Genomic DNA, 23,159 nt, shown 5'->3' with positions numbered 1-23,159 from the left:
TCATCCTCCTACACTATTGTTTTCAAATATTGATAGCTTTCCTGGATGCTTGTTAATGGGTCCTTATCGAATTCTTCCTGCTCAACGGTGTACCATTCCACTTGCTGGGCTTTGCCGGCTCTGATAATTTTCTTAAAGTCCATCGCTCCGCTGCCGATTTCTACATTGCGCTTTTCTTCAAAATTGTTCATATCTTTAATATGTAGAATTTTAAGACGCTGTTTGTATTTTTCGATGAGATCGACGGATTTAATCCCGCAAATTTCAGCCCAATACGTATCTAATTCGAGGAAAAGGTTTTCTTCTCCTGTATGGTCAGCAAGAATATCCAAACCATATTCACCGTCATACTTTTCAAATTCAACGTGGTGGTTATGGTAGCCAAACAGCAAGCCTCTTTCCCTGCACTTTTCACCGATTCTATTAAATTGTTCTGCGGTTCGCTTATAAGCGTCCGCGCTGTTTCTATACGATTCCGGCAGACCGGGACAGATGATATACGGACTTTCAATGTTAAGGGAATACTCAATCATAGCTTCTAAATTTTGCTCAAGGTCTTCAATGGCAATATGGCTGCCTGCTGCATTTAATCCTAAATTGTTTAAAGCTTTTTTAAGATCCTGACTGGTTGTATTAAAATAGCCTGCAAATTCTACGCCATCATAACCAGCCTGAGCCACCTTTTCGAGCGTTCCGATAAAATCTTTCTCCGTATATTCCTTCAACGAATAAAGCTGCAAACCAATCTGTTCGATAGCTTCTCACTCCTTTTTTTCTTTTTTCTCTCGGTACCTGGTACCGATCTTCAAAACCATTACTTCAGCACGAACTGCATGCCTTTTTTGAAGTTCTTACTGAAGATGATAAACAGAATCAGGATCGGCAGGGTCAGCAGGACGGAGGCTGCGTACATTGGGCCAGGATATCCGCCGTATGGTCCAAACATTTGAGCGAGCAATACGTTTAGAGTCAGCATTTCCTCACTGTTAACAACGAGCATGTCCCATAAGAGCTCAACCCATCGTTCCATAAATACAAATAGGAAGATAATCGTCGTAATTGACTTCGACATCGGCAGAACGATTTTCCAAACGATCTTCCATTGACTTGCTCCATCAATTTTGGCCGCTTCGATCAGTTCGTTCGGCAGTCCTCTAAAGAAATTCGTATACATAAAGATCGCCCACAGGTTAACAGCTTTTGGCAAAATCATTGCCCAGTATGTGTCGTACATGCCAAAGTAGCGAATAATTAAAAATAACGGGATTAAAAGAATGACAGCCGGGTAGAACATTTGGAACAGAATCACGTTATTAATCAGGCGGTTTCCTTTAAATTTAAGCTTGGCTAAGGAAAAGCCGACGAGCAGTGCGGTCGCAATCATTAGGAAAGCAGACGTTGTACTTACGAAAATACTGTTAAAGAAGGCCCTAAGCCATGGTCTTGCATTCGCTCCTTCTCCTCCGAAAAACAGCCATTCATAGGATCGCAGCGTAAATTCAGTCGGAATAATTTTGCGGTCAACTTGATCCCAAACCGCGAACGATCCAATAACCATATAAATGTACGGAGCTACCATAACAATGAGCACACTGAAAGCAATAATATAGAGTAACGTTAATTTCAGCTTATTATTCCCAGCCATGTTTGGCACCCCATTTCTCTAGAATTTTACGGAAGACGAGGATCGATGCAAATGTAACTATAGAGTTAATGACAGCGATCGCTGTTCCATAACCGGCGTTCAATCTTTCAAAAGCCTGACTGTAAATTTCCAGCTGCCAGGTATGGGTCGCCAGGTCTGGTCCCCCGCCTGTTAGTACATACGGTTCGGTAAAAATCCCGAACATTAAGCCGACAGCTAAAATGGTAACTGTATAAAAAGAAGGATAAAGCATCGGAATGGTGACATGCCAAAACTTTCGAAATCCTACAGCTCCATCAATTTCAGCAGCTTCATAAACTTCTTTCGGTATACTTTCAAGTCCGGCAACAAATAACAACGCATAATAACCTGCGAATTTCCATGCCATCATAAGTGCAATAATTAAAGGCGCTAAAATGGAAGAACCCAGCCAGTCAATATCAAGACCGAATGAACTTCGCAGCCACACGTTAAATGGGCTGTTGTAAGATAGTACGCCATTTACGATAATTGCAGAGGCTACCCCTGAAGCTAAGTAAGGTAAGAAGAAAGCTACAGAAAATAAACCTTTAAACTTAGGAAGCGTATGGATGATCATCGCAAGAATTAAAGCCCCCCCCACGACAATCGGTACAAACATTCCTAAGAATTTATAAGTAACAAAGAAGGCCGCGCGTACACTTTCACTGAAAAACGCGTCGATAAAATTTTGTATCCCGACGAATTCGTAGTCAGGAGCAATTAAGTTCCAGTTAGTAAATGCTAAATACGTTGCCCACAGTAGCGGAAATAGAAAGAAAATGAGGGAATAGATAAGGTAAGGGCTGGCAAACAGCCAACCCAACCTTGCATTACTTTTTTCCATTTTATTTCAACACCCCGTTAATCGCGGCCTTGATATCCTCCCATGCTTTCTCGGCATCCTTCTCTCCGTTCACAACTGGATTTAAGCCTTCTGTTCCAATCAGCTCCTGGATCTCAGCCGTTTGCGGGCTGTCCATTGGCGGTACGGAATTCGGAATGTTGTCTGCATATTGTTTAAGCTCCGGATTTTCTTCTAAGAATGAAGTAAATGTTTCATTCGTTGCTAGATCATCACGTGCTGGCGGCAGATTCGTTGCTTCAAACCACTCTAAATCATTTTCTGCATCTGAGAATACCCATTTCACAAAGTCAAAAGCGGCCTGCTGCTGTTCTTTAGAGGCAGAAGCGTAAATGGATAGACCTTTCGTATCAGCAAACGTTGTAGACTCTTCTCCATCATGTACTGGAGGCATTGCTAACTCATAAGTTTCGCCCTGCTCCATTTCCGGGAATCTTTCATCCCAGTAAGAGAACGTCCAAGGACCAAGGTCCATCATAATGGAATCTCCTGACTCAAACGGATCTGTTGCTTCACGAGTTAACAGAAGTTCATTTTCACTTAAGTCCTGGAAAAATTTCAGCGTTTCTACACCAGCCTCATCATCGGCCGTGAATTCATTACCTTCAACGAAACCATTGCCTTCAGAAGCTGCGTTATAAAGCATGAAGAAATCAAACCAGCGGGCAGACCAAGTAGGTTTCACCAAATCCGCACGTGCCCAAAGGTGTTTTTCAGGATATTCTTCTTTTAGTTTTTTCCCTACTTCTAATACTTCATCGTAAGTCTTCGGTACTTCTTCAAAACCAAGTTCATTCAAGATATCGATTCTCCAGCCAAACAGCATCGCATTTGAGTAAATCGGCAATACAAACTGCTGGTCTTCAGTAAATGTCCATGTAGACATTGTTTCGGTCATTTGGCGTTCATCAATTAGTTCATCATAACCTTCAAATTCATTAAGCGGGACCACTGCGTTACTTTCCGCTAATTGAGCCGCAAAGCCACGGGAAATATTTTCAGAAATCGCCGGAGCATTTCCCGCTGCGATTGCGGATTGAATGCCCGCTTCAGAAGAAGGACTTTCCGGCATTGGCGATACGTTAATCTTTACATCTTCATTTTCTTCCATATACTGCTGAGCCATATTATCCCAGAACTGTTCCTGCGTCGGGTTCGGCGCTGCCCAGAATTCGAACTCCACCGTTCCATCTTCTGAACTCCCATCACCTGAACTTTCACCGGATTGACACCCGGCCACTACAAACAGACTCGCAAACATCAAAACAAATAAACGAAGGTTAAGCAGCTTTTTCATTCTTCCATTCCCCTCTCATTTTTTCTCTTCATTAATTATTAGATAAAAGGATTCGGCACGACGGCTTTATGAGCCTCAGCGTCACTGACGCCGACATAAAGTTCCGCCTCACCATTTTCTAAAAAGAGTAATCCTCCACTAAACAGCACATCAGCAAGGTCCGGCCGTTTCGCGGATCCTTCTGGAAAATCACGACGTGTGGCGATAATCTTCATATCCGTCAATTGATTAGAATCTATCTTGTACCGGCTGGTAATCGGGTAATAATGTCGATCTCCCTCTTCATCAAATTCAGCAATATGGCCAAGCACCCCAATATCTCCATTCTCGAGCAGATAAAGTTCATTCGCTCCTCCCCACTCCTCACCGGTAAAATGAGGTTCAATCAGTGGAGCTTGATCAATGGTTTCCACTGTAAGCTGTGATAAAGAATTCACTTTTGTAAACCCAATTTTACCCCGACCGCCTTTTTCACCTTGCGGGCGGGTGAAGACAGCAATTCTCCCGTCCTGAAGTTCAAGCAGGCGAATATCTTTCATTCCTTCTGGGCCTTCTGTCAAAGGCTCAAGCTGTCTAATACTGTTTCCTTTGTAAAAAACAGTCTTCCATGTCAGCTTACTTTCATCGTTTGGATCAGGTGTGACTTGTACTCCTCCAAAAACGAGCTGACCTCCGATTGTCGTAACGAATGGATCCTGGAGAGAGAATGTCGGGGTGTTTTCCCGCGGCACCCAATGCCCCTCTTGTTCAACAAAGAAAAACACATCTGAATACTCCGTGTCTCGTCCCTCCACACGTCCCGCAATGACACGTTCTCCTTCATCAATAAAAGGAGCTGTAATGTTGTAAACATCTCTGTCACCAACACCAGCGAATGTAAGCTTTTTCGCCTGTTTCACTCCTCCCTGCTTTTGATAATCCTTAAGCAATGATTGAACTGTATAGGTCATTCCACCGCCCCGCCTTCAGGCACTTTTAAGTAAGTCAGCTTCGCTAAAATGTCATCAATGCTCATATCAGCTGCGGCCATCGACGTATCAGCTACTCCATAATAAACGCGAACGTTACGATTTTGTAACGTGACGCCACACGTGAAAACTACTTGATTAAAAAAGCCGTTTACTTCATAATCAGCTTCTGGAACTAAAATTGGCTCGAAAGTTTTCGCCAGTACTTTAGAAGGATCATTTAAATCCAGAAGTAAAGCTCCTAAACAGTAACGGTCGTTTTTATCAGCAGCATGGTAGACTTCAAGCCAGCCTTCCTCTGTTTTAAAAGGAACGGCTCCGCCTCCAATTCGTCCGCTGTCCCATCCATCTTCACTCAAGCCGAGTAAGTGCTGGTGATTGCCCCAATGAATTAAATCCCTGGATTCGGCAATCCAGATTTCCGGACTTCCAATTCCTTTTGGAACCGGACGATGAAGCGTGTAATACTTTCCGTTAATTTTTTCAGGAAAAATCGCTGCGTCTTTATTTTCAGGATGAAGCATTAAACCATGACGTTCATATGTCTGAAAGTCCTCTGTAGTAATGAGGCCCACTCCAATGCCAAGCTGCGAAGCTGCGCTGTACTGGATGTAATATGTATCGTCGATCAGCGTCACACGCGGGTCTTCAACCCCCCAAGTTTCATGCTTAGTCTCTGGATAGATAAATGGTTCAGAATCAATCGTGAACTCCTCGCCATCTTTACTTCTAGCCAGACGAATATAAGAAAGCGAAGTTAAGTAAGCTGTCGCCCCATTCTCCTGATAGCGGATCGTCCGCGGGTCTGAAAAGTCATATTTTGAATCCTGCTTATTAAGTTCGATGATTTTCAAATTTCTATTTCCTGACGAAAAATCAATGATCGGCGCGTTTACGATATCTGGATTGTCCGAAATCGGCCGTTCTGCTACTCTTAATAAAAGAAGAGTTTCTCCTTGATACTCTGCCACACCAGCGTTAAACACTCCGATAACTTCATGATTGTCATGATAAGGAGTCACATCATCCGGTGTGATTAACGGGTTTGTTTTTAACCGTGTCACATTTATCACTTTTGTATTTCCTCCATTCTTTTTTGTAAGCCCTTTCAATTCTAATAAAAATAACATTACAAAATAATTTAAAATCTCGTTATTTGTCGAATTAGTAACCTTACAAATGATTATACAACTCTCATTTGTAATGTCAACAAATAATTTTATTGATCCCTTATATTACTAAATTATTGTGTTTACACTAACAATAAAGTATATTATTAAGTAACGTTACAAAAATGATTTTTATAGAGAGGTTGTTTTTCTTCATGGCAAAAAAAGTGACAATGCAAGACATTGCCAACCAGCTTAATATATCGAAGAATTCCGTTTCCCAAGCGTTAACAGGCAAGCCCGGAGTGAGTGAAGAATTAAGAAAGCAAGTTCAGAAGGTGGCTGAGGATCTCGGCTACCGTTATAACCGCTCTACTCAAACCCGCAGTCATACACGGAACCAAAGCGGAAACATCGCCTTAATTGCCTCCGATTTTGCTTTTTCGATGAGAAGTTTTTTTGGAGAAATTTACTTAACAATTGAAGAGGAAGTCAATAAACGAAACAAAAACCTGCTGATTCAGTCCATAAATCAACAGGCCAAAGAATCACTTACGCTTCCCTCTTTTATTAAAAACAGAGAAGTAGAGGGCGTTCTTATCCTCTCTCATATAAGCAATACCTACATTCAGAAGGTGCTTGATACAGGGATACCTACTGTGTTAATCGATCATCATCATCCTAATATTAAAGCCGACGCAATTTTAACAAATAACCGTTTCGGCGCTTATGCCGCCGTTCAGCATTTAATTGAACTGGGCCACCAAGAAATTGCGTTTATCGGAGACACCGAATTCTCCCCAAGCTATCAGGAGCGTCTGGAAGGTTTTTTACTCGCCCATAAAGAATTCGGTCTCGAAACGCAAAAAGAATATTTGTTTACAGACGCCCCTGAAGAAAGCAATATCATTAACCACTTTATTGGCCAGCTGGTAAAAAAGCCGACCGCCTGGTTTTGTGTAAATGACGGGCTCGGCTATCTTATAACGTCCGGCTTACAACAGCACGGTATTCAAGTTCCAGGTGAAGCCTCAGTGTGCAGCTTTGATAACGGACAGCTGTCTCAGCTTTCGACTCCATCGATTACTACTATGGATATCAGCTTTAAAGCCTTTGGACAGAATGCGGTAGAAAGGCTGTTTTGGCGAACAGAGAACCCAGATGAGCCCTATCAGGAGCTACTGCTCCCGGCTGAGCTGATCGTGCGGGAGTCAACACAGAAAATCTAAGGTAAACAGAAAGTAAAATATAGCACGAACCCCCTCACCCAGATCGGATGAGGGGGTTTTTCTTTTTTTCTCTAGGTACCTGGTACCCACTTTCTATCACTTTTCTTTCACAGATTGACGTTCGACGAACTCTGTTGCCAGATTGTATGTTTTTTCTACTTTTTCTCCGGCCAGCAATTGAAAGATTAAATGAACGGCAAGGGCGCCGGCTTCGTATTTCGGCTGTTTTACGGTTGTGAGAGGCGGGTGGACATATTCAGATAACTGAATATCATCAAATCCAATAACCGAGATATCTTCCGGAACCTTAATTTTTTTCTCAGAAAACGCTTGAAGCCCGCCAATCGCCATTTCATCGTTAGCAAAGAAAATAGCTTCCGGCAGATTCTGCTGGGCAATTAGCATTTTCGTCGCACGGTAGCCTCCTTCACGTGTGAATTCCCCTCCGATTTTCCAGCGTGATTGATAAGGTATGTCATGGTGTTCTAACGCTTTTAAGTACCCCTTGAATCGTTCCTCATTATCATGGGAATTCAAAGGTCCGCTCACATAAGCAATGGTGCGGTGACCTTTATTGATCATATATTCTGTTGCCTCATACCCGCCCTGCCAGTTATTAACCTCAACGTGGACAGCATACGGACTATCCACTTCACGATCGAGCACAATAACAGGGAAGTCTTCTCTTGCGGAAGATTTAATGAGCTCTGTTGTAATGTTTTGAGCCAGGACGATCGCTCCATCGACTCTCTTTTCCTTCAAAAATTTAGAAGCTGTTGACTTATCTCCTCCTACTGAACTGCAGGCAATGAGATCATAACCATTGGAAGCCGTTACTTCTTGAACTCCCTTGATCAGTTCAGAATAGTAAGGACCGGATAAATCACTTAAAATCAATGCGATTGTATTTGTTTTGGTACGCTTTAAATCAGACGCAAAACCACTTTTTTTATAGTTTAATTCCTGAGCTGCCTTTAATACCTTTTCAATGGTGGCGGAACTTACTTTGTCGATTCCGTTTAATGCGTAGGAGGCTGTGGAGACCGCCACTCCTGCTCTTTTTGCTACGTCTTTAATTGTCGCCATCTTTAACTCCTGCTCCCTTTTGTAACGAATACTTACATTTCATTGTACTTATTTTTAGGATGACATAACGAACTTATTTAATTCCTGACATTGTAAATCCTTCCACGATGTACTTCTGGAAGAAGGAAAAAATAATGATAATCGGAACGACCATAAATGCGGCACCGGCCATCTGCAGTGCGAAGTTATTGGCATACTGGCCTTGCAGTAAAGAAAGTCCGACAGATAAAGTATAAAGGCTTTCATCATTTGCAATGATTAGCGGCCATAGGAAGCTGTTCCATCCGGCGATAAAGGTAAGGATCCCCTGCACGGCAAATATCGGCTTCGCAATAGGTACGACAAGCTTGAAAAAGATATAAAATTCACCCGCACCATCCAATCGCGCTGCTTCGAGTAGATCGTCAGGCACTGTTGTCATGAACTGGCGGAATAAGAAAATGCTAAACGCTACCGCAAGCCCCGGAAGGACAATCCCTGTCATTGTATTCGTAAGTCCCATTTCGTTCAAAATCAAATAAACAGGGATCATTGTCACCTGACCTGGGATCATCATAGTCGCTAACACAAGATAAAACACCTTTTCCCTGCCTTTAAATTGATACTTGGCAAAACCATATCCGGCCATCGCATTAAATAATAGGCCGATAAATGAGAAGAAGACAATGATTAATGTGTTTCGTAAATAGACAGTGAAATTCATGTTTGTAAAAAGGTTGATGTAATTCTCAAGTGTAGGGTTTTCAGGAAAAATTGTTGGCGGGATGGCCAGCACTTCACTTTCCGGCTTAAATGAACTGGAAATCATCCATATAAAAGGAATTGAAACGACAATTCCACCCAGGATTAATAGCGTAAGCACGAGGTATTTTTCCATCTTATTCTTCTTTTTAGTTAAAGCCATCAGCTTCCACTCCTTTCCTTAATATTGTGTATCTGATTTTCTAAATTTGAATTGAATCATTGTGACGATAATAATCATGGCAAATAATATAAAGGACCCGGCAGCTGCATAGCCGAATTCACTAAATTGGAAACCTTCTTTATAAATAAACAGCGCTATGGAAATCGTCCCATCCAATGGTCCTCCATCTGTCATAACAAATGGTTCTTCGAAAAACTGCATCCAGCCGATCAGTGTTGTAATGGTGACAAAAAAGGTCGCGTACCTTAAAAGAGGGAGTGTCACATTAAAAAGCACCTGCAATCGATTGGCTCCATCCATTTCCGCTGCTTCATAATAAGATTTCGGAATCCCCTGCAAAGCCGCAAGGAAGATGATCATGTTAATCCCGATGCCTTTCCATACCGCTAAAAGGATGAGCGATAACTTAGCGATGGTCGGCTCTTCCAGCCACGGAATGTTATCTACCGTCAGTAAGGAAAGTAAATAGTTAAACAGGCCATATTCCGTGTTATAAAGGTAGCCCCAAATGACGGCCACAGCGATGATATTGGTTATGGACGGCATATAATACACCGCTCGAAACACGGTGAAAATTTTGTTGGTTCCATAGTTCAGCAGCAAAGCAATCGATAATGAAGATACGATCACAAGCGGCACACCGACTATGACATAAAACAATGTGTTATAGACCGATTTTAAAAATGTATCGTCTGTAAACAAATCCTTATAGTTTTCCAGTCCGATAAATGTAATTGAAGACCAATCCGCCAGCCCTTTTAAATTCATATCTGAAAAACTGATAACAAAGGCGACAAGGATCGGAATCAGACTGAAGACCGTCAGCAAAAGAACGGCCGGGGCAATGAATATATAAGGATGTCTATTTTGATATAAGTTTTTTAACTTGTTCATAATTACCCACCTATCCTCATCATCCGAGTAGTTGATATAACCCCTAAAAAATGATGATGGCGTGAAAGAAAATCCCTTCACCCCATCATCCTTTATTTATTCTTCAATAAGCTCATTGGCTTTTTGATTGAACTGTTCCAACTCTTCATCAATATCTGCCCCGCCTTCAACAATGCGCTCAATCGATCCTAAAAATTCTTGAGCAATACGTTCAAATTGAGGTGTCTGCAATCCAGGCTTTGTATCTTCAAGCTGTTTACCAAACGTTGCATACATTGGGTCTTCGGTCATAACATCCTCTTCCCATGCTTCTGTACGGGAAGGAAGGGTATTAGATTCTTCCAGCCATTCCATCTGAGTATCTACTTCTGTCAGATAAGAGATGTATTTTAAAGCACCCTCGACATTATCAGATGATTCGAAAATAGACAGGTTGGCACCGCCCATGCTGGAAGTATTCGTTTCTTTCTCAGGCATGACAGCTGTTGCCCATTTCCCTTCAATATCGGGAGCCTGATCATTAATAATATTGATCATCCACGGGCCGCTGAAGAACATTGGCTTCGTACCTTCTTTAAATCCTTGTACGATATCGACACCTTTCTGTTTCTGGCTGATTCCTTCCTCAAAATAGCTTGTGTAATACTCAATCGCTTCTTTGAATTCCGGCGACTCAAAATTCAGCTGTTTTTCTTCAAGGTTGGCTTCATAGCCATTCTGCCAGGCAAAAATAAATGGAGTGATCTGGTCGTTTCGGTCAATATCGAGTCCAAAAGAACCTTCCCCGCGGTCCGCTAAAGTGCTTGCCGCATCTTTAAGCTCGTCCCACGTTTTCGGAGCTTCTTCATACCCTGCTTCTTTTAACAAATCCGTCCGGTAGTAAAGCACTCGTGTATCTACATACCAAGGAATTCCTACAATTTGATCTTCATATTCCATAGTAGAAACGGAACCTTCAAAATAGTTTTCCTTTGCAAAAGACGGATAGTCTTCCGTGTATTCAGATAGATCAAGAAGTGCTCCAGCCTCCGCAAACTCAGGCACCCATGTTGTCCCCAGCTGGACAACGTCTGGTCCATTACCTGAAGCTACAGCTGTCAATAATTTATCGTGAGCTGTATCCCATGGAATCGCTTGAACATCAACTTTAAGATCCGGATTATCTTCTTCAAATCCTTTACTGAATTCCTTAAGCTTCTTTCCTTCTTCACCCATCGCCCACACGGTGACGGTTTCATTATCACCTTCACTTGAAGATGAATCATTTGAACAAGCTGCTAACATACCCGCTAATAACACGACGGCCAGAAAGGCAAACAATTTCGTTTTCATAATAAAACTCCCTCTTTTAAATTTTCGTTGAAACGTTTCGATAAATTTATTGTACTGAATATTGAATCCGCTTTCAACACATTTTTTTGAATTTACTTAATTTCCAATAAAACCAAGTATAAGTCAGGGTGAATTCTAGTTGACGAAATGAAGTACCACGCTTATACTTCTACCCATGAGATTATTGAAACGTTTCGAATAACCATACTAGGAGGAAGACAAAAATGACCGATCATCAATTAAAAGAATTACTAGATCAAATGACGCTGGAAGAAAAAACAGGACAGCTCGTTCAATTAGCTACACCTTTTTTTGAAGGCGCTTCCGATCGCGGACAAATTACGGGTCCAATGCAGGATATGGGGATTAGTGATGAAGATATAAAAAAAGCAGGTTCTGTATTAGGAGCTTCAGGAGCTTCTGAAATTAAAAACATTCAAAAAAAGCATTTGGAAAATCATCGGCTGAGTATTCCTCTTTTAATCATGTCCGACATCGTCCATGGCTTTAAAACCATTTTCCCTGTCCCCTTAGCGATCGGATGTTCATGGGATGTGGAACTTGCTGAACAAAGCTCAGCCATCGCAGCCAAAGAGGCAGCCGTTTCAGGGGTACATGTTTCCTTTGCACCTATGGTTGATTTGTCACGTGATCCACGGTGGGGACGTGTAATGGAATCAACAGGCGAAGATCCTTTTTTAAATAGTACGTTTGCCCGCGCCTTTGTTCGAGGGTTTCAAGGAAATTTAGAGAGCGACAACTATAAAGTAGCTGCCTGCGTCAAACACTTTGCAGCCTATGGGGCACCTGAAGGTGGAAGAGATTACAATACGGTCGACATGTCTGAATGGATGCTGCGTGAATCCTATCTGCCGGCGTATAAAGCAGCATTGGACGAAGGCTGTGAAATGGTAATGACGGCATTTAATATTTTAAACGGTATCCCTTCTACCGGAAACAAAGCATTAATGCGTGACCTTTTACGGGAAGAATGGGGATTTGACGGTGTGTTGATCTCCGATTGGGGTGCTGTCAAAGAACTGCTTCCTCACGGCGTCGCAGCCAATGAAAAAGAAGCAGCCGAGCAAGCTTTAAAAGCCGGAGTCGATATTGAAATGATGACCTCCTGCTACGTGAATCATATCAGTGAGCTGATTGAGGAAGGAAAGCTGACCGAAGATTTAGTAGACGAAGCCGTCTTAAGAATTCTTACATTGAAGAAAAAATTAGGATTATTTGAGAATCCATATCGTGACGCAGATGAAGAAGCAGAAAAAGAATTTATTCTATCTGCTGAGCACCGAGCGGCCGCCAGAAATCTTGCCTCAAAATCTATCGTTCTCTTGAAAAACGAAGACGTTCTGCCTCTGAAAAAAGAAAAAATCGCACTGATCGGCCCTTTTTCCAACAGTACCGATATTTTAGGTCCATGGTCTTGGGCAGGAGCTCCGGAAGATACCATTACACTAGATCAAGGCATGAAAAATCACGTGACTGAAGATCAGTTACTGATATCTAATGGTTGTGAGATTGAAACAGGAACAGAAGAACAGCTACAAGAAGCTGTTGAGAAAGCGAAGCAGGCGGATACGATCGTCCTCGCAATTGGCGAACATTCTGATATGAGCGGAGAAGCCGGATCTCGTGCGGAAATCACGATTCCTAAAGTCCAGGTTGATTTATTGAAAAAAATCAAAGCACTGGGTAAACCAGTAGTCGCTGTCTTATTTAATGGACGCCCGCTTGACGTAAAAGAAATTATCGAAAACGCAGACGCCGTCGTCGAAGCATGGTATCCGGGAACTGAAGGAGGAAACGCACTCGCTGATATTTTATTTGGAGAAGTTAATCCTTCAGCAAAGCTATCCATGTCATTCCCATATTCAATAGGACAAGTTCCTGTCTACTACAACAACTACAATACCGGTCGTCCAAAAGACGCTCCTGATGCTCAAGTACGATATGTCTCCCAGTACTTGGATAATCCAAACGAAGCCTTGTTCCCATTCGGATACGGCCTCAGCTACAGCAATTTTGAATATAGCGAACCTGTACTGTCATCTGAGACAATAACAAAAGAGGAGCCATTAAGGGTAAGGCTTAATGTAAAAAACACGAGCGATACAGCCGGTGAGGAAACCGTGCAGCTTTATGTAAGAGACCTTGTAGGACAAGTCGTACGCCCGCTGAAGGAATTGAAAGACTTTAAGAAAATCTATCTTGAAGCCCGAGAAACACGTCAAATAGAATTCACAATTAGTGAAGAGCAATTACGCTACCATCATGCGGATATGGAGTACAAGAGTGACGCTGGCGAATTTGAAGTGTTCGTCGGAGGAAACAGTCGAGATGTCCAATCGAAGAAATTTAATTTATCAGACTAATAGCAAAAAGCCTCACCCAGATAAGAAAGGTGAGGCTTTTTTTCTTTTTTCTCTGGGTACCTGGTACCGTTTAAAGCAGCTTCATTACTTCTTTTACGGAGTCCGCTGATTTGTCTAATGCTTGCTGTTCTTCTTTACTAAGCGGCAGTTCGATAATACTCTCTATTCCTTCTCCCCCTAAGATCGTGGGAACTCCTAAATAAATATCCTGATATCCATATTCTCCTTCCAAATACGCTATTGAAGGAAGAATACGCTTTTTATCTTTCACAATCGCTTCCATCATTTCGACGAGAGCAGCTGCTGGTGCATAGTAGGCGCTTCCTTTGCCCAAAAGGCTGACAATTTCCCCACCGCCCTTCCGTGTTCTTTCTACTATGGCATGTATCTTTTCTTCAGAGAGCAGTTTTTCTAGTGGAATTCCTCCTGCATAAGAATAACGGACGAGGGGAACCATCGTATCTCCGTGGCCGCCTAATACAAAGCCTGATACATCTTCTACAGAAACCCCCAGCTCCTGAGAAACGAAAGTGTTAAATCTTGCGGTATCGAGGACGCCGGACTGTCCAATTACACGGTTTTTCGGGAAGCCTGTAGTTTTATAACACACATAGGTCATTGCGTCCACGGGATTACTGAGAACTAAGATATAACTGTTGGGGGCGTATTTTTTTATGTTTTCAGCGACGTCTGCCATAATTTTTGCGTTAGTGGAAACGAGTTCATCACGACTCATACCTGGTTTCCTAGGAATGCCTGCTGTAATAATTACTAGGTTTGCATCAGCGATATCTTCGTAATTAGATGTTCCAGTAATAGTGGAATCTACTTTTTGAACAGGGGTAGATTCCAGCATGTCGAGCGCTTTTCCTTTCGTCGGCTTCTCCATGTCGGGGATGTCCACAAGAACGACATCGCCGAGCTCCTTTTGGGCGATCATGAGGGCGGCCGTAGTTCCAGTGAATCCTGCGCCAATTACGGCAAATTTATTTCGTTTAAAGGACATAGGGCACCTCCTTATTCAACATCTTGATTATCTTGTTCTTTTTTCTCAGTTGTCTTATTTACTTTTTTTCTAGCTGCCCGTTTGGGTGGTGTAGTTTTCACGCTTTCCTCCGGCCCTTTTTTCAACATTCCTCTTGTATCGTCATCAGGATGCGGAATCACATGAAAGCTCACTAGCTCACCGACCCGCTGTGCTGCTTCTTTTCCTGCATCCACTGCAGCTTGTACAGCACTTACGTCCCCTTCTACTAGTATCGTTACTAACGCGGCGTCAATTTTCTCTTGTTTGACGAGGCTTACATTCGAGGCTTTTACCATTGCGTCTGCTGCTTCAATAGAGCCGACCAGACCTCTCGTTTCTATCATTCCTAAAGCCTTAGCCATGCTTATCCTCCTTATCTACTTCAACTGAGTCAACAATTCCTATAATGACAGCATCTATGGGAATCTTATCCTCCCCTTGAAGGTGTGAACTTGCACTGCCTTTGGTGACCATGACTTTATCTCCAACACCTGCTCCAATTCGATCAACCGCCACAAACGTAGGAAGATCGACTTGTAAACCGAGCGAGTCAGGCTGGACGACTAAAAATTTCAATCCAGTTAATCCTTCTTCTTTTCGTGTGGCCCAGATATTTCCGACTACTTTTCCTACAATCATAATCCACCCCCTACGACCCTTTATTCTCAATGGAAATATTAAATTCTCGCGCCGCGTCTTTAGCTAATGGAGTAATGATTGTTTGGCTGGAAACACGAATCACCGGTTTCCCCCAATCCTCCACATCTTTCTGTGTCAGTAACTTGCCTGAAAACGTATAAGGAGATGAGGAAAAGTCAGATTCGTATTCTTCCCATTGCGTCAGCTTTACGCCAAAAGAATGAAGCTGTTTCACGTAACTTTCTATCATTTGTGCATATGGTGAATTTTTTTCATGAGCAAATAGAACCCATGAATCCTTTTTAGATAAAATAAAATGAACGCGGATTCCTTGTCTCATAAGATCAGAAAATAACTGACTTTCATCGGTGTCCGTTATGCCCAGAGCGCTTTTCACAAGTAAATCCTGATTTACACTTGGAAAAATTACGTGGTCGATGTTTTCAGGATATTCCCGCTCTTTAACATCTATCCAACGTACAGACCCGTGCTTTTCAATTTCTTTAAGAGCCCTATCATCCTTTTCGCAAGTGCGCACGACATAACGGAGCGGTTTTTTTTCAGATTGAAGTTCCTGAGAGCTTGAAATTTTATTTAATACCTCCAGAACGATTTCTTCGATCAGTCTCTTATTATCCATAGCGGGATTCCTGCTTAATTAATTTTCCGCTTTGTCCTGTTTTCACGCTTCCGGCATTTGCTTCATCTGTATCTATATGCATTTCTAATTGATACTTCTCAGAAACTCGGATGACGGTCTTTGAAAATTTAATCGGCCGGGGTCCGCTTTCTACCGCCACTTCAACAACTTCCCCATTTTGCACATTAAAGTGCTCAGCATCTTTAGGTGCCATGTGGATGTGAGCCTGGGCGATAATCAACCCTTCATCAAGGTGAAGACTTGCCTTTGGTCCGATGATCGTCACGGGACTTGAACTCTTAATATGACCTGACTGGCGGATTGGCGGCTTAGCTCCTATTTTAAAAGCATCGGTTTGGCTTATTTCTACTTGTGTAGCTGATCTCAGTGGACCGAGGATGCGGACATTAGAAATACTTCCACGTGGTCCAGCGATCATGACCGTTTCTTCACATGCAAACTGCCCAGGCTGTGAGAGGCTTTTCTTTTTCGTTAATTCATATCCTTTACCGAATAAAATGTCCAGTGATGGCTGATTTAAATGACAATGTCTGGCAGAGACCCCAATAGGGATCTCGCCGGTATTGTGAATTGTTCCTATTACTTCATCTACAATTCTCTCAATGTCTAATTGGTTCATATCTCTACCTCACTCCTCTGACTCCTTAACAAGCAAGCGAGAGTATTAATGATTTACGCTTCCTTTAAAGGCTTGTATCCATTTTCGGAAGAATGCTTTCGAGTTCATTATGAGGACGAGGGATAACGTGGACAGATTTTAATTCACCTACACGCTGAGCTGCTGCACTTCCAGATTCGGTTGCTGCTTTTACAGCTCCTACATCACCAGTTACTAAAATAGTTACAATACCTCCCCCTACATGTACTTTACCAACAAGATGAACGTTTGCTGCCTTAACCATTGCGTCTGCTGCCTCTACGGATGCTACTAAACCTTTCGTTTCAATCATTCCTAATGCGCCATTAAGTGCCATTTTAAATTCCTCCTATTTTTTTATGAGTATTTTTGTAGTACTTTCTGAACAACAGAAGAAACCATCTGCTGGTCAATTTGTTCTTTATCTACCTTTGCTAAAACTTGAGTAACAATTTTCGCGACTTCTTCCTTATTTCTATCAGCTGTTTGCTGTACTGGCTGACGGGCAGATGGCTGCGGAATTTCCACTTCTTTGATTCCGTAAGCCAGCCGCTTAATATTGAGAAGGTGTGTGGCTGTTATATTATCTGACGTGATGTTTCCTCCATAAGATCCACACCCTAACGTCATCGATGGTTTTAACCCTGTCGTTGCCCCGACTGCCCCGATACTAGAGAGAGTATTAACGAGCAGCCTGGAAACCGGCATTTTATGCCCGAATAATCGTGCAATTTTATCTTCATTCGTATGCAGGGATAAACTGTGGCCTCTTCCTCCAATATTCAATAATTCAATACAGCGGTCGACCGCTTCATTTTCATCCCGGACGGTATATAACGGAAATATAGGGGCCAGCTTTTCGATGGAAAAAGGTATATCCTTGCCTACTTGATCTTCTTCTGCAACTAACAGCCTTGTTTTGTTGGGGACTTCTATCCCTGCCATTTTGGCGATAGCAATCGCTGATCGGCCGACGATTTTCGGGTTAAGCTTTCCTTTTACCGGAGAAATTACATCCTCCATTTTCTTCTTATTTTCACCTTCTAAGAAAAAGGCTCCGTTGTTTTTCAGCTCTCTAACCGTCATTTCTTTAATATTTTGATCGACCACAATGGCTTGTTCTGTTGCACAAATGGTTCCATTATCGAAGGTCTTACTGTCGACGACTATTTTTACAGCTTTCTGGACGTTACATGTTTTTTCTAAATAAACAGGTACATTCCCTGGCCCGACCCCATAAGCAGGCTTTCCTGAACTATATGCTGCTTTTACAAGACCACCCCCTCCCGTAGCTAAAATGACATCAACATCACGGTGCTTCATCAATTCTGTAGTAGCGGGCATGGAGGGAATCGATATCCATCCAATTATTCCTTCTGGGGCTCCGGCTTCTATGGCGGCTTCTTTACAAATTTTTAAAGCTTCGATCGTACATTTTATAGCTGACGGGTGGGGACTGACGACGATGGCGTTTCTTGATTTTAATGAAATTAAGGTTTTAAAAAATGCGGTAGACGTAGGGTTTGTCGTTGGTATTATTCCTGCTACCACTCCAAATGGATAAGCGAACTCGAGAACTTTGTTTGCTTTATCTTCATGGATGATGCCGACGGTTTTTTCATCTTTGATGGATTCGTAAACATCACGCGAGCCCACTTCGTTTTTTATTTTCTTATGTTCCACAACGCCCATCCCAGTTTCCTCTACGGCCATTCTGGCTAGGTAAGCTGAGCTAGCAAATGCTGCGTCAGCTACATTTTTTACGATTTTATCTACTTGCTCCTGACTGAAACCTTCGAATTCTTTTTGTGCTTGTTTTGCGCGTTGAACAGCATCTCTCATTTCCTGCATAGATCTTAAGTCATTATCGAATTTCACCGTTTCACTCTCCTTTCTCTTTTGCCGTTATAATTTATTTGGGTTTCGTGCGATATCGACAACAGCTTCGCGAAAAGCATCAGCAGCTGCTGTACAGGAGGCTTGAGAGCCTGTTAACAGCCCTCCGCCAAAGTTGGTTTCGGTCGGTGGTCCATAAAAGGCGGCTAACTTCACATCTGAAGCTTTTAATGCAGCATCAATACCATAGGCCGATTCCAGAGGCGGTGCGATAAGATAAGCGAGGGCTTCCCCCTGCTCGATATTCGCTTCTTTTGATAAAAACGAACCCGTTCGGGAAACCACATGCGCATAAAGGCTGTGAGTTTTCTTATCATCAATGGCTTCAAAAAAAGCTTCCGACTCAACAACCTGCTCCACAGCAGCCATTCCGCTTTTTACCTCGTCGGGGTTAGGGCCTGCTAAAATCCCGATAAACTCTCCCGAGAGAGGCCCGGACGCGTGGTCTGCGCCGGCGTAAAAAGACCTGGCATATACTACCTCTACATCTGCCCGCTTCGTTGCTTCATCCAATGCTGTGACACCAACATCATCCATCGTGATTGTAAATAGGGCAAGGCTTCGATACCTTTGATTTAAGCTGAGCTGCTTAGCAAGCATTGGATCGACATTGGGAATAATTCGGGCAGCTAAAACTTCTGCATAAATAGGTTCTAGTTTCATCTTTTTCACCTACCCTTCCTTTTTAACAAGATCGACACCGCTTGCTTCATAATCTAAAATCTTTTCAATTACTCCTCCAAGATAGGCTCCAGCTTCCACAGGCGGAATTCCTCCTCTATGGATGTTGGACACTACTTGCCGCTGAGATTCAATCGTGCCATGCCGAGGTTTGTAACAAAGATAGGCGCTAAGCGATTCTGCACTGACCAGTCCAGGGCGTTCTCCAATGAGAAGCACAATAACATCAGGCTGCAAGTACTCTCCGACATCGTCCATGACAGCCACTCTTCCTTTTTCAATGAAGAAAGATGTTCCTACTTCCATCCCTAAACTATTTAATGACTGCTGCAAGGATAGATACACATCTTCTAAATTTTCATTAATAGCTTTAGAACTCAATCCGTCGGAAACAATGATTTGGACTAAAGGCTTATGCTTACATTTTTCTTTTATTGTGCGGACAGCCTCGTCGGACAGCTTCCTTCCATAGTCAGGCCGCCGTATATAGGTTTCCTGGTTTGTCACTTTCGTGTTTACAATAAATAAATCTAAATCGTTCAGCAGGCTTTCATCCACTTGACCGAATACTGCATCTACAGCCGCTGCATGGTCATAACGAAACTGCAGCCACGTATTTGTTTTTGGACGAACACCCGCTCTTCCTACTCCAATTCTTGCGGGGGTCTGACTAGTTAAATCTTTCAAGTCCTCTTCAGATGGAGGAGCCTTTTCTTGAGACTCGCCCTTCTTTTGAACTTTTTTTTTCTCAGCAGGCGATGGACGAATAAAGTTGGATATTTTCACTTTCCCTGAAACATCCGGCTGGTCTTTAAAGACCCCGTTGGCTTGCTCTACTCGTTTTTCTTTCGAGTTATGTCTCCATATTTTAATTGGCCTCTGTTCTTCTTTTTTTGATGTATTCTCATCGCTTAAACTTTCCATTACGAGATTAGTAATTTCTTCAATCATTTGCTTATCCATGTATGTCACCTCCTATTGATTAAAAATAGTGGGATTTCCAGCACGGGCGGTCAATCTTCCATTTTCTACGATCCCCATCTGCTCTAGCCATTTCTCAAATTCAGGGGATGCTCTCTTCCCGAAGGTTTCTCTTAAGGTAGCAATATCGTGGTAGCTCATAGACTGATAATTGAGCATACAATCATCTCCCATTGGAGTTGCGATGATGAAATTGACACCAGCAGTTGATAACAGAACACCGAGATCTTCCATATCATTTTGGTCAGCTTTCATATGGTTCGTATAACAAATATCGACGCCCATCGGGATCAGGTGCATTTTCCCCATGAAGTGATCTTCAAGACCTGCGCGTATAACTTGTTTCGTGTTGTACAAATACTCAGGTCCAATAAATCCTACGACTGTGTTGACGATAAATGGATCATAATGACGGGCAAACCCATAATTTCTTGATTCAAGGGTCAGCTGATCGATATCATGATGAGCTTCGGCAGACAGTTCAGATCCCTGCCCCGTTTCAAAATATAATCGCTGGGGGCCTGTACCGGTCCCTTTTATTTTGGAGAGCTGATTGGCTTCTTCAAGGATTGCAGCATCAATCCCGAATGAGTTATTGGCTTTTTCAGTACCAGCGATACTTTGAAAAATCATATCGGCCGGAGCTCCTTGCTCGATAGCTTTCATCTGTGCCGTTACATGACCAAGCACACAGTTTTGAGAAGGAATCTTCCATTCTTCGATAAACTCATGAGTCGCATGCAGCAGTCGTTTTACGCTTTCCACCGATTCTTCCACCGGATTGATTCCGATAACCGCATCACCAATACCGTAAGATAAACCCTCTTTTAATGAAGCGATCATGCCTTCTACCCGGTCTGTCGGATGATTCGGCTGCAGCCGTGAGGCCAGTGTTCCTTTATGGCCAATCGTAATATTGCATTTTGTTAAAACTTCTAATTTATTAGCTGCAAATACTAAATCAAGATTGGACATAATTTTTGTAACGGCTGCGATCATTTCACTGTTTAAGCCCCGGCTCAGCCGTTTCAAATCTTCGCCTGTTGTCTCACTCGATAAAATGTACTCTCTTAATTCTGAGACGGACCAATTTTTAATCGTAGAATAGATCCTCTCGTTGACATTGCTTTCAATAATCCTTGATACTTCATCTTCTTCTGGTGAGAGAAGCGGGTGATCTCTAATGTCTTTTAATAGAAGTTCACTTAACACTTCTTTTGCTGCAATTCGCTCCTGGACACTTTCTGCAACAATTCCTGCTAAACGGTCGCCCGACTTTTCTTCATTGGCCTTGGCCATAAGCAGCCGTAATGATGAAAATTGATAGGTTTTACCGAGATGGCTTGTCAATAGTTTCAAAGTCATACCCCCTAACTTTAGTGAAATGTTAAAGTTTTGATAATGACAGGGACGACGCCTGAATCCAGCATCCTTCCAATGTCTAAATAATCTCCATGCTCGACTTTAATTTGATCGATGCAGATGGACTGTTGACTGGGATGGCGCGCTTTAATCATCTGTCCCAGTGATTTGGCGAGATCTCTTTCTAATATGACGATAAGGGGATGCTGTCCTTCTTTTTGTGAATCCGCTTTCACAAGGCAGTCTGCTAATCTTTCCATATCCTTGAATCCGAGAAGGGGAATATTAGATAGATATAGAGCAAAATTCACGCCTTCTTGATTAGGATCAAACAATTCTATCGCATCTTCTATAAGCTGAGGGAAGCGTTCAAGAACGTTACTGTATTCTCCATCAAACTCAACCGTATAAACAGGCAGGCTGAGTAAAGGAAGCTGATCAGACTCCACTTGTATCGTCGCACCGCTGATTTCTGTCGTTTGTGTACCAGCTCCTAATACTGTTGCTCTTACGGTTTCAGATGGTTCCATCCATTCCAGTGTCTGCAGTTTGTCATGCTGAGAGAGTGATTGTGCGAGCAGTACGCCTATATCGTTATATAGCCCGTTACCTTTACAGTGCTCTGAATGATAAATGCATTCAGATACACCACCTGAGAACATGATGACATCTACAGGCTGTTCAAGCTCTAGGAGTTTACCGAGCAATAATGGTTCATCTGGAGTAAGGGTCCCAGAAACCAAAGAGTAGATGACATCAGCCATATAATCAGTGATAGTTGCTAATTGGTTTTCGTTGATCTCATCACCAGGATGGATGGATAGACCGAGGTTCTCGATTACCTTTTTCACCGGTTCAGCGATATATTGAACGTGTTGACCGGAAAATTCGATTAACTTCCCTCCAATATGCAATGTGCATGTCCCCAGTAATTTCGCGTTTCTATAGATGGCAATGTTTGCTGTTCCACCGCCAATATCAATATTAGCTATCGTTTTGCTCGACCTTTTTGAAAAATCATAGGCTCCTGAACCCTTGGCTGCGATAATGCTTTCCAGGTCAGGACCGGCAGTAGCTACAAGAAAATCACCGGCGTGTTCTGATAATTGATTAATCATTTCCTGAGCATTTGATTTAGTGGCTGTTTCTCCTGTGATAATCACCGCACCCGTTTGAATATCCTCTGGTCGTATTCCAGCTTCTTCATATTGATCGCGAACCAGTTTTTCGACTTCCTCCATATTGATTTCTGTTCCGGTTAATAAGGGGGTGCGGAAAATCGGGCTTTTGTAAATGATCTCTTTTTCTGTAATTTCGATACGGGGCATGTGAGTGCTTCCGGCTGTGTTTCTCAAAGAAAGTCTGCTTATGATTAATTTAGTGGTACTTGTCCCAATATCAATACCGGCACTAAGAATATTCTCTGTTTTTCTTTGATGCACAATCCTTTCCCCCTTTCGAAAATAAAAAGGCACCTCATATGAACTATCCATTGAAGATAGTTCATATAAGGCGCCTTTGCC

Annotated in this window: 23 protein-coding genes; 2 read left to right on the top strand and 21 right to left on the bottom strand. The window is 42.5% G+C overall.

Going from position 1 to position 23,159, the window contains the following annotated elements:
- Positions 1-8: 8 nt before the first annotated feature.
- The 6 genes from HUS26_RS01200 to HUS26_RS01175 form a co-directional block, all read right to left on the bottom strand.
- A complete protein-coding gene (locus HUS26_RS01200; RefSeq protein ID WP_217424721.1) occupies positions 9-725 on the bottom strand; it encodes a sugar phosphate isomerase/epimerase in 717 nt (238 codons plus the stop codon).
- 89 nt (positions 726-814) lie between these two features.
- Positions 815-1,645, bottom strand: coding sequence for a carbohydrate ABC transporter permease (locus tag HUS26_RS01195; RefSeq protein ID WP_173915418.1), 831 nt, complete (start codon positions 1,643-1,645; stop codon positions 815-817).
- Positions 1,632-2,510, bottom strand: a complete 879-nt coding sequence (locus HUS26_RS01190; protein ID WP_173915417.1) for a carbohydrate ABC transporter permease — start codon at positions 2,508-2,510, stop codon at positions 1,632-1,634. The genes HUS26_RS01195 and HUS26_RS01190 overlap by 14 nt, the downstream gene beginning before the upstream one ends.
- A gap of 1 nt (position 2,511) precedes the next feature.
- Entirely contained in the window at positions 2,512-3,825 is a 1,314-nt protein-coding gene (locus HUS26_RS01185; RefSeq protein WP_173915416.1) for an extracellular solute-binding protein, read from the bottom strand.
- A gap of 38 nt (positions 3,826-3,863) precedes the next feature.
- Positions 3,864-4,775 carry a DUF1861 family protein gene (locus HUS26_RS01180; RefSeq protein ID WP_173915415.1) on the bottom strand — a complete coding sequence of 304 codons (912 nt, stop codon included), beginning with the start codon at positions 4,773-4,775 and terminating at the stop codon, positions 3,864-3,866.
- The gene (locus HUS26_RS01175) at positions 4,772-5,863 is read right to left on the bottom strand and encodes a glycoside hydrolase family 130 protein (RefSeq protein WP_254434257.1); all 1,092 of its coding nucleotides are present in this window, start codon (positions 5,861-5,863) and stop codon (positions 4,772-4,774) included. Before HUS26_RS01175 ends, HUS26_RS01180 begins: the two co-directional genes overlap by 4 nt.
- Before the next feature lie 254 nt (positions 5,864-6,117).
- Here HUS26_RS01175 and HUS26_RS01170 point away from each other — a divergent pair, with 254 nt between their 5' ends.
- The gene (locus HUS26_RS01170; protein ID WP_173915413.1) at positions 6,118-7,131 is read left to right on the top strand and encodes a substrate-binding domain-containing protein; all 1,014 of its coding nucleotides are present in this window, start codon (positions 6,118-6,120) and stop codon (positions 7,129-7,131) included.
- Between the two features lie 96 nt (positions 7,132-7,227).
- Here the strand turns inward: HUS26_RS01170 and HUS26_RS01165 are convergent, their stop codons facing one another.
- The 4 genes from HUS26_RS01165 to HUS26_RS01150 form a co-directional block, all read right to left on the bottom strand.
- On the bottom strand, positions 7,228-8,217 hold the full coding sequence (locus tag HUS26_RS01165) for a LacI family DNA-binding transcriptional regulator (protein ID WP_173915412.1): 990 nt from the start codon (positions 8,215-8,217) through the stop codon (positions 7,228-7,230).
- Positions 8,218-8,290: 73 nt separating this feature from the next.
- Complete coding sequence (locus HUS26_RS01160; protein ID WP_173915411.1) at positions 8,291-9,121, bottom strand: carbohydrate ABC transporter permease; 831 nt, start codon at positions 9,119-9,121, stop codon at positions 8,291-8,293.
- Between the two features lie 18 nt (positions 9,122-9,139).
- Positions 9,140-10,036, bottom strand: coding sequence for a carbohydrate ABC transporter permease (locus HUS26_RS01155; protein ID WP_173915410.1), 897 nt, complete (start codon positions 10,034-10,036; stop codon positions 9,140-9,142).
- 96 nt (positions 10,037-10,132) lie between these two features.
- On the bottom strand, positions 10,133-11,368 hold the full coding sequence (locus HUS26_RS01150; protein WP_173915409.1) for a sugar ABC transporter substrate-binding protein: 1,236 nt from the start codon (positions 11,366-11,368) through the stop codon (positions 10,133-10,135).
- A gap of 224 nt (positions 11,369-11,592) precedes the next feature.
- On the opposite strand from HUS26_RS01150, the gene bglX reads away from it, so the two are divergent.
- The gene (gene bglX, locus HUS26_RS01145) at positions 11,593-13,752 is read left to right on the top strand and encodes a beta-glucosidase BglX (RefSeq protein ID WP_173915408.1); all 2,160 of its coding nucleotides are present in this window, start codon (positions 11,593-11,595) and stop codon (positions 13,750-13,752) included.
- Positions 13,753-13,822: 70 nt separating this feature from the next.
- Here the strand turns inward: bglX and mdh are convergent, their stop codons facing one another.
- The 11 genes from mdh to HUS26_RS01090 all read right to left on the bottom strand — a co-directional run bounded on the left by mdh (position 13,823) and on the right by HUS26_RS01090 (position 23,078).
- Positions 13,823-14,758 carry a malate dehydrogenase gene (mdh, locus tag HUS26_RS01140; RefSeq protein WP_173915407.1) on the bottom strand — a complete coding sequence of 312 codons (936 nt, stop codon included), beginning with the start codon at positions 14,756-14,758 and terminating at the stop codon, positions 13,823-13,825.
- An 11-nt stretch (positions 14,759-14,769) separates the two neighbouring features.
- Positions 14,770-15,141, bottom strand: coding sequence for a BMC domain-containing protein (locus HUS26_RS01135; protein ID WP_173915406.1), 372 nt, complete (start codon positions 15,139-15,141; stop codon positions 14,770-14,772).
- Positions 15,134-15,418, bottom strand: a complete 285-nt coding sequence (locus HUS26_RS01130) for a EutN/CcmL family microcompartment protein (RefSeq protein ID WP_173915405.1) — start codon at positions 15,416-15,418, stop codon at positions 15,134-15,136. Before HUS26_RS01130 ends, HUS26_RS01135 begins: the two co-directional genes overlap by 8 nt.
- Positions 15,419-15,428: 10 nt before the next feature.
- Positions 15,429-16,058: a hypothetical protein gene (locus HUS26_RS01125; RefSeq protein ID WP_173915404.1), complete on the bottom strand. Its 630-nt coding sequence runs from the start codon at positions 16,056-16,058 to the stop codon at positions 15,429-15,431.
- A complete protein-coding gene (gene pduL, locus HUS26_RS01120; protein WP_173915403.1) occupies positions 16,051-16,698 on the bottom strand; it encodes a phosphate propanoyltransferase in 648 nt (215 codons plus the stop codon). The genes HUS26_RS01125 and pduL overlap by 8 nt, the downstream gene beginning before the upstream one ends.
- A gap of 64 nt (positions 16,699-16,762) precedes the next feature.
- Positions 16,763-17,053 carry a BMC domain-containing protein gene (locus HUS26_RS01115; RefSeq protein WP_173915402.1) on the bottom strand — a complete coding sequence of 97 codons (291 nt, stop codon included), beginning with the start codon at positions 17,051-17,053 and terminating at the stop codon, positions 16,763-16,765.
- A 20-nt stretch (positions 17,054-17,073) separates the two neighbouring features.
- Positions 17,074-18,594 (bottom strand): acetaldehyde dehydrogenase (acetylating), encoded by a 1,521-nt coding sequence (locus tag HUS26_RS01110; protein ID WP_173915401.1) that lies wholly within the window; start codon positions 18,592-18,594, stop codon positions 17,074-17,076.
- A 27-nt stretch (positions 18,595-18,621) separates the two neighbouring features.
- A complete protein-coding gene (gene eutL, locus HUS26_RS01105) occupies positions 18,622-19,275 on the bottom strand; it encodes an ethanolamine utilization microcompartment protein EutL (protein ID WP_173915400.1) in 654 nt (217 codons plus the stop codon).
- A gap of 9 nt (positions 19,276-19,284) precedes the next feature.
- Positions 19,285-20,256: an ethanolamine ammonia-lyase subunit EutC gene (gene eutC, locus HUS26_RS01100; protein ID WP_173915399.1), complete on the bottom strand. Its 972-nt coding sequence runs from the start codon at positions 20,254-20,256 to the stop codon at positions 19,285-19,287.
- 12 nt (positions 20,257-20,268) lie between these two features.
- Entirely contained in the window at positions 20,269-21,633 is a 1,365-nt protein-coding gene (locus tag HUS26_RS01095) for an ethanolamine ammonia-lyase subunit EutB (RefSeq protein ID WP_173915398.1), read from the bottom strand.
- Between the two features lie 17 nt (positions 21,634-21,650).
- Positions 21,651-23,078, bottom strand: coding sequence for an ethanolamine ammonia-lyase reactivating factor EutA (locus tag HUS26_RS01090; protein WP_254434110.1), 1,428 nt, complete (start codon positions 23,076-23,078; stop codon positions 21,651-21,653).
- Positions 23,079-23,159 lie beyond the last annotated feature (81 nt).

Source organism: Halobacillus sp. Marseille-Q1614 (assembly GCF_902809865.1).
In the GTDB taxonomy this organism is placed as follows: domain Bacteria; phylum Bacillota; class Bacilli; order Bacillales; family Halobacillaceae; genus Halobacillus_A.
Note: the sequence above shows the minus strand (reverse complement) of the source record. Positions and strands in the feature narration are given on the sequence as shown.